Genomic DNA, 7935 nt, shown 5'->3' with positions numbered 1-7935 from the left:
ATGAAACATGCCTCACTACACCAACGGCGACAACTAACGATATCACGATGACTGTAGGGATTGTCAGTATTAGCAATCAACCGGCTGATGCATCAATATTACAGTCCAATCCTGTTGTGTTTTCAGTTTCAGCCAATGGCAGCGGAACACTTGGCTATCAGTGGCAGTTGAGTACTGATGGCGGCGCAACATTTGCAAACCAGAACGACGGTGGCGTTTATGTTGGTATGAACACAGCGACCATGAATATTGCTTGGGCATTACTCCCGATGAGTGGTTATAAATACCGTGCTGTGGTGACAAATAATATTTGTACTGAAATTTCCGATGCAGCAAAACTAATTGTCCTTAATACTCCGGGTGGTTCAAACGTCCCGGCGATTATGCCTGATAACAACATACTGTGTGCCGGTGGAAATGCGGGCTTCAGCATTGTACCTTCAACATACAGCATAATAAAATACCAGTGGCAGCACAGTACCAACAATGGCGCGACCTGGGTAAACCAATACGATGGTAGTATTTATGGTGGTATGACGAGTGGTACCATGAGTATTACCGGTGCAACTGCGGGGATGAACAACTATAAATATCGCTGTACCATATACTATGATGCAACAAACAGCAAGAACTCCTCAGTTGGGACACTCACAGTAAAGACTGTTCCTGTATTCAATTCCCAACCATCGCCCGTTACCGCATGCATCGGAGCAAATGCAACCTTTGCAGTAAATTCCCCGGGTAACGGTTCACTTAGTTATCAGTGGCAGGTGAGCAGCAATACGGGTGCATCATGGTCAACACCAAGCGGTTCGCCATACGGCAATATTAATACACCAACTATGAGTATTGCGGGGGTAAGCATGGGATTAAATTCTTACCGGTATCGTTGTGAGGCCGGTAATATGTGCGGTACAGTTTTGAGCAATCCGGCTATTTTAACAATTGACCAACCAATCACAGCAGTAGCCGCAAGTAACAGCCCTGTTTGTGAAGGTGGTACGTTGAATCTGGCAAGCAGTACCGCTGCTGCAAGCTATAGCTGGACAGGACCAAATGATTACGTATCTGCTTCGCAAAATCCTGTAATTGCTAATGTAGCTTCGGGCAGCGCCGGAACATATTCTGTTGTAGTAACTTCAGCAGCAGGCTGTCAGAATGCACCGGCAATGGTTACGGTTACTGTAAACATGAAGCCGTCAATTACCGCGCAACCATTACCTGACGTTGCGATGCTTAACAATAAAGCGGCATATACAGTCGGCGCTAGCTCCAATAGTACAAGCTATCAATGGCAAACAAGTACTGATGGCGGAACCAGCTGGGCTAATACCGAAGGTCTGGAATATTCGGGAGTTACGACTGCTGCTTTGAATTTGGATTTGAATAGTCCGATGATTAACAGTCTGTCAGGAAATAAATATCTGTGTATTGTTGGTAATATGTGTGGAATAACGTTGTCCAATCCGGTTGAGTTCAAACTCGGAAGTTTGTCGGGAACCATTAATTATCAATATAAAGTAAACGGCGTGGGCGCTGTTATTCCTTATTCAATTTATTCGGCGACATCAGGAAAAGGAACTACGGTGTACTTATATAATCAGAATGACCTGGTTCCACTCTACTCAGCAGAATTGCAGGCTAGCGGGATGTATACATTCCCGGCCGTGAAGCCCGGAACATATGGGGTTGGTGTTAAGACCGGTCGGTTGTGGTGTCTGGGTGCAACTTTGAGTAATGCTTATGTAAATGCAAGTGATGCCGCTGAAGTAAGTAACGGCAATTTGACCGGTATTTATAAATACGCTTCTTGTACACAAACACCGGGTGTGCAGAATCCCGTAGCTGATGCAAATGCTATAACGGTTCGTTTTCATGCACCAATGACCCCCAGTATATTCCCTACAGGTGACTGGCTATTTGCAGCAGATATGCCTACTTCTGATGAATGGATTAACTACTATGCGGCAGGAACAGGTCAGTATGCATCTGTATATACACGTAATTCTTCCTTTACCTGCGTAATGAGAACTGACAATGAAACGCTCAACATCGGCGCGCTGCAGGTAGGCGATGTAAATGGAAACAGACCCCCGACCGAACTCAGGAGTTCATTTATACCCGATTATCTTGGTAACATGATTACCGTTCCCGGACAGGTAATTGAGGTTCCGGTGAGATTGAATCGCGATGCTATAATATCGGCCGTTTCGCTCGTATTAGACGGTCCTGGCAGGTATGCAAAAATAGAAGATATAGTTATGCCGAATATCAAAAATGGCGGCAGGGATGGTTTGACCTGGACCTTGGTTGATGGTGTAGTTTATCTTACCTGGATTGGCTCTGAGCCCATGGAAGTGACTACTGATGATGTATTCATGGTCATTAAACTTAGGGTATCTGAACGTTTTGCAGAAGGTGATGAATTTTCGGCGACAGGCAAAATCAATTTTATGGAATTTAGTAATGAATATGGTGAAGTAATGCGCGGGTTCTCTCTTTCAATGCCGCTTATCAATTACGGTGTTGATGATTTCAACCTTTCGCTGGGGAATAGTATTCCAAACCCGGTGACAACCACCTCGCGTATTCCGTATTATCTGCCTGCCGAAGGCAAGGTGCAACTGGCGGTATACAACATCATTGGTGAGTGTATTGCAACTCTGGTAAACGAAGCGCAGAATACAGGATACCACGAAGCCACCTTTGATGCCACCGGTCTCGCTCCCGGAATATATACATACAGACTGGGCTTTACCACCGATTCAAAAACCAGATTTATTAATAAAAAATTAGTTGTTTCATACTAATTTTTTGTGACACGAAAGCCAAAGGAAATCCATTCTGCTGGCATTTATAAAAGGAGGCTGTTCCGGAAACGGAGCAGCCTCCTTTTTAATATTCTTTCTCATACTAATGTTACTTTTATTAATTTCACCACGATAATTTTTGGCCAATGAAAATCAGACCGTTTATTGCTTCATACCCGACGCATCTAAAACTAGTTGCACTGCTGCTTATAATTTTCGTTTGCATGCTTTTTACGAGCATTCTCGCATACGTAGTAGGTACGCTTGTTTTTGGTTCAAATGTGATGTTGCAGATGTCTGATCCGGCAAATTATGCACAGCCGGTTGTATTGCGCGCGCTCAAAATTTTCCAATTATTAAGCCAGATGGGTGTTTTTATTTTACCTGTTGTGATATTTGCGTTGTTCGCGTCTGATAAACCGTTAGCGTATCTGAATCTGAATTCGAAAAGTAAAATTTTACTGTTTTTATTATCCGTACTTGCCATTCTTCCGGCGCTTCCATTAATAAACTGGTTAGCCGAGGTCAATTCACACATGCATTTGCCTGCTGCATTGAACGGAATTGAGGAGTGGATGAAGAAATCGGAGACAGAAGCAGCCGGGCTGACCAATTCATTTTTGCTCTCAAACACCTGGCCCGGATTTCTTGTGAATATTTTAATGATGGCAATAATTCCGGCTCTGGGCGAAGAACTATTATTCCGTGGTTTGCTTATCAGGCTTTTTCGCGATTGGACTAAAGACATTCATGTTGCGATTTTTATTTCTGCGTTTATTTTCTCTGCCATCCACATGCAGTTCTACGGATTCTTTGCAAGGCTTATGATGGGCGTGATGTTTGGCTACCTTTTATACTGGACGGGTTCAATCTGGGTGCCTGTACTGGTTCATTTTATTAATAATGCAATTATCGTGAGTTGCGGATTTGCTACTGCCCGGGGTTATACACAGTTGAATCCAGATACCTTCGGGAGCACCGATAACATTGCAGTTTTAATTGGCTGCGCTCTTATATTTACACTTATGTTTGCCACTATTTTTCGCATGAGGCAAAAAAGCGTACCGTTTTCTACCGAAGGGGAATCCGGAGAAAAAGAATAATCGTCGGAAAGCGGCTAGTATGCCAGCGTCCCATCCATATTTCGCCACGAAGTGCCGTCGAAATACACAGGTTTGTGTGTTGTTTTATTATAAACCATTAAACCTTCATTCGGGTTAACAATGGCATTCATCTGCACCGTGGTTAGTCTCGGCATCAGAAAACCCTGCTTGGTAGATGAGAGTTCCAGTTTGGCACAGGTAGCCGGTGTTACCGTTCCAAACCCGACATTGCCCGAATCTGCAACAAAGGCGTAATTTAAAGTACCGCCTTCAACATGGATATACTGTCCTCTTACTGTTCCGGATGAACGTATATCTATATGCATGCCGGTTGCATTGGCGTAAGTATTATTTACTATGATGCCATAAGCGCCTGCAGGTGGTGCTGTGGAACTACCAAATATGAAATGCCCTGCGGCGCCAAATCCACCGGGATAGGGAGTACCTGCAACTGTATAGACTCCAACAGAACCTGAAAATCCATTATTGACGTTTGCAAGCGAAACGTACAGCCCGTTTGAGTTTGAGAATCCTGCGACTTCATTAATGGTTGGTCCGACATTGTGCAGCCTTACTCCACTGGCGAGAACCAGATCGTTGTTTGTAACAGCTAACCGCATTCTCTCAATCCCGGACGTTTTAAACACAAGATCTTTTGCATCCGTGTTCCCTATAAAATTTGTACCCGGCGTAGTTCCGCTATTACCAAGTAATGCCCAGCCGGTCGAAGCCCCTGTTGGCCCTGTAACGCCTGTTAATCCAGTGGGTCCTGTAGGTCCAAGCAAACCTATTCCTGTTGGGCCTGTTAATCCTGTTGGGCCCTGAATACCATCGTTTCCTTGTAATCCGGTTGGTCCTGTCGGTCCCTGAATACCGTCGTTTCCCTGTAATCCGGTTGGTCCGGTGGGTCCCTGAATACCGTCGTTTCCCTGCAATCCGGTTGGTCCTGTCGGCCCCTGAATACCGTCGTTTCCTTGCAATCCTGTTGGTCCGGTGGGTCCTCCGGTTCCGGAACTTTCGGCATAGAGTGCATAAGGAACACTCAGAAGCTGCGTTGTTCCAATATTCAGATAATTGGCAGAACCGTTTGTGTCCATTTCCACTTTCAGAAAATGGCTCGCATTAGCCCAGTTAATCTGGTTAAAATATCCTGAAAGGCTGCTGCCTTTTCCAATGTTCAGATTGAACAGTCCGAACTGATTGGTAGATGTATTATGAATTTCGCTATAAATATTAGTACCATTCACGCTGTCGCGGATTATTGAAATCCTCAGACTTATTGAATGGTTGGAAAGAACAATACCATTGCCATTACGGGCAACGGCCTGATAATTGAATGCCTGTGGAGCCTGTGCAAAGGATTCCAATGCCAGGCAAATTGCGAAGATGTAAAAGACTACCTTTTTCATGGGAATACTGTTAAGTAAACGTGAATTTATAATTCTAAAAATAATGAATTAGTTATCATTTTGCAAATATTTTAATAACATTTTTCAGAGGCGTAGTGAAAAGGTACTTCATTGATTGTTTATTAACCCGCTTATGTCAATAAATCAGGTTGGCATAATCAATAGCTGTGATATTCTGGTGCTATATTTGCGATGCTTCAGAAAAACTATATCATGGCGACTAAAAAAATCAAAGCTAAGGACAAAAAAATATTTGTTCTTGACACCTCGGTAATTATTTATAATCACAATGCCATTCGCAGTTTTGAGGGTCATGATGTGGCTATTCCCATTACGGTGCTTGAAGAACTTGATAATTTTAAAAAAGGAAATGATATCAAGAATTTTGAAGCCCGGGAATTTATCCGCATCATGGACACACTTTCGGCAAATTATACGCTGCAGGACTGGATTCCGCTTGATATTAATGAAGGCGGACATTTTAAAGTTGTATTGCACGAAAGGGGCGAAGTGGATGCGCGAAAAATATTCGGTGAGGATAAACCCGACCACCGAATATTAAATGCTGCGCTGACGCTTGCCAAAGAGTATCCCGACCGTAAAGTTGTTCTTGTTTCCAAAGATATCAACCTTCGGTTAAAGGCGAAATCACTGAACATCACAGCTGAAGATTTTGCCACGGGCAAAATCAAAGACATTGAATCATTATACACCGGAAATACCCTGATAGAAGGTCTTCACAGCGATGTGATTGAGATGATTTATCAGGATGGATATTGTCTTCCGTCAGATATTGGTATTACAGACCCGATACCCAATCATTATTTTATTCTTCGCAATACAAAAACATCGGCGCTCACATTTTTCAATCCATTGAGCGGTCACATTGAGCGCATCGAAAAACGTTCTGCATTCAGAATAAATCCGCGCAATGCGGAACAGGTTTTTGCGCTTCATGCCATCATGAATCCGAATGTAAAACTAGTGACACTGCAGGGCATAGCAGGAACGGGCAAAACATTGCTGGCGCTGGCCGGTGCGCTTGAACAGAAGCGGTTATACAAGCAAATTTATTTGGCAAGACCCATCGTTCCGCTATCAAATAAAGATATTGGATTTCTACCCGGAGATGTGAAATCAAAGGTGAATCCTTATATGGAACCTCTGTTCGACAATCTTAAAATGATACAGAATCAGTTTGATGAAAAAGATAAGGAATACAAAAATATTACTGAATCGCTTGAAAAGGAAAAGCTGGTAATTACACCGTTGGCTTATATCCGCGGACGGAGTCTTTCAAATATTTTCTTTATTGTTGATGAAGCGCAGAATCTTACGCCGCATGAGGTAAAAACGATTATTACTCGTGCCGGAGAAAACACCAAAATTCTGTTTACAGGAGATATTTATCAAATAGATACTCCTTATCTGGATGCCGAAAGCAATGGGCTTTCAGTACTCATTGATAAAATTAAAAATCATCCGATTTATGCTCATATACGCCTCGAAAAAGGCGAACGGTCTGAACTTGCAAATTTGGCAGGCGAGCTAATGTAATCAGGTAAACTGACTTCAGCTTTTCGGCTTCGCTTCTTCAAAAAGTACAGTCAGTAATGTCTGTCCGACAGCCTTGAGCGTTTTTCTATCAATGAAATCTATCTTGTCATTGATGGTATGCCAGTTGGTATAAAATCCGCTTCGCGTGGTATTATCATACTGAATAATATCAATCGTCGGAATCATGATATACTTGTTAATGTAGTAATGATCGTCGTTAATCGGATTCGATTTTTCGGAGCTGAAGTATTTGGAATAACCGCTGCGGGTAGCGGCATCCCAGACTTTGTTAAGTACATCGGGTGCATACTGCTCTGAAAATCCTTCGCGGGCGAAAACAGCATCCGATGCACCTACCATATCGAGTAAAATACCAAAGTGGGCTTTGTAATTTTGAACATGAGGATTTTTTGCCCAGTATTGAGCGCCAAGCCCCCAGTTTTCGGCACCATATTCTGATTTAACATCCTGAGGTTCTCCGTAATCTTCCACATCAAGAAAAATGATATCAATTCCAATGTCGGGTTTATTGATGCTCAGGATGCGGGCAATTTCGAGCAATACGCCAACACCGCTGGCTCCATCGTTGGCACCATCAATAGGCGTACGATGTTTTGTACTGTCTTTGTCCTGATCGGCATAGGGACGCGAATCCCAGTGTGAGCAGAGCAAAATACGGCTTTGCGAGGCTTTGTTGTATTGGCCGATAATATTTTTCCCGTTCAGGGTTTTTCCATTATAGGCCCGTACTGAAGCTTTTTGAATGATGACATCCTGCCCGTACATCTTTAATTTTTGTTCAAGGTAAAGTGCGCATTTTTCGTGCGCAGCCGATCCCGGGACTCTTGGTCCGAATGCGACCTGGCGACTGACGAAAGTATAAGCGCTGTCGGGATTGAAGGCGGGTACATTTACCTTAATTCCTGTTGAAGGCTCCGTTATTACTGGCTTATTATTTTTCCCGCCACCGCAAGAAAAAAGCAGTAACGATGAAAGCAGGCAGCACATGGTAAACACCTTTTGTTTCATATAAGCAGGTTTCTTTCGGATTATTTT

General features: G+C 43.3%; 5 protein-coding genes. 3 read left to right on the top strand and 2 right to left on the bottom strand.

Going from position 1 to position 7935, the window contains the following annotated elements:
• The coding region (locus tag WCM76_13560; protein MEI6766655.1) for a T9SS type A sorting domain-containing protein at nucleotides 1-2810 on the top strand (2810 nt) is incomplete at its 5' end.
• Nucleotides 2811-2956: 146 nt separating this feature from the next.
• Nucleotides 2957-3913, top strand: coding sequence for a CPBP family intramembrane glutamic endopeptidase (locus tag WCM76_13555; GenBank protein ID MEI6766654.1), 957 nt, complete (start codon nucleotides 2957-2959; stop codon nucleotides 3911-3913).
• 14 nt (nucleotides 3914-3927) lie between these two features.
• Here WCM76_13555 and WCM76_13550 read toward each other — a convergent pair whose 3' ends face one another.
• The gene (locus tag WCM76_13550; GenBank protein ID MEI6766653.1) at nucleotides 3928-5322 is read right to left on the bottom strand and encodes a hypothetical protein; all 1395 of its coding nucleotides are present in this window, start codon (nucleotides 5320-5322) and stop codon (nucleotides 3928-3930) included.
• A 213-nt stretch (nucleotides 5323-5535) separates the two neighbouring features.
• Between WCM76_13550 and WCM76_13545 the strand changes: the two genes are divergently transcribed.
• The gene (locus WCM76_13545; GenBank protein MEI6766652.1) at nucleotides 5536-6879 is read left to right on the top strand and encodes a PhoH family protein; all 1344 of its coding nucleotides are present in this window, start codon (nucleotides 5536-5538) and stop codon (nucleotides 6877-6879) included.
• 15 nt (nucleotides 6880-6894) lie between these two features.
• Here WCM76_13545 and WCM76_13540 read toward each other — a convergent pair whose 3' ends face one another.
• Nucleotides 6895-7908 carry a M28 family peptidase gene (locus WCM76_13540; protein MEI6766651.1) on the bottom strand — a complete coding sequence of 338 codons (1014 nt, stop codon included), beginning with the start codon at nucleotides 7906-7908 and terminating at the stop codon, nucleotides 6895-6897.
• Between the last annotated feature and the right edge of the window lie 27 nt (nucleotides 7909-7935).

It is taken from the genome of Bacteroidota bacterium, assembly GCA_037133915.1.
Classification (GTDB): domain Bacteria; phylum Bacteroidota; class Bacteroidia; order Bacteroidales; family CAIWKO01; genus JBAXND01.
Note: the sequence above shows the minus strand (reverse complement) of the source record. Positions and strands in the feature narration are given on the sequence as shown.

Bases quoted from the DNA above. Each gene is read 5' to 3' on its own strand.
- WCM76_13555 (MEI6766654.1), top strand. From the start codon at position 2,957: ATGAAAATCAGACCGTTTATTGCTTCATACCCGACGCATCTAAAACTA.
- WCM76_13550 (MEI6766653.1), bottom strand. From the start codon at position 5,322: ATGAAAAAGGTAGTCTTTTACATCTTCGCAATTTGCCTGGCATTGGAA.
- WCM76_13540 (MEI6766651.1), bottom strand. From the start codon at position 7,908: ATGAAACAAAAGGTGTTTACCATGTGCTGCCTGCTTTCATCGTTACTG.
- WCM76_13545 (MEI6766652.1), top strand. From the start codon at position 5,536: ATGGCGACTAAAAAAATCAAAGCTAAGGACAAAAAAATATTTGTTCTT.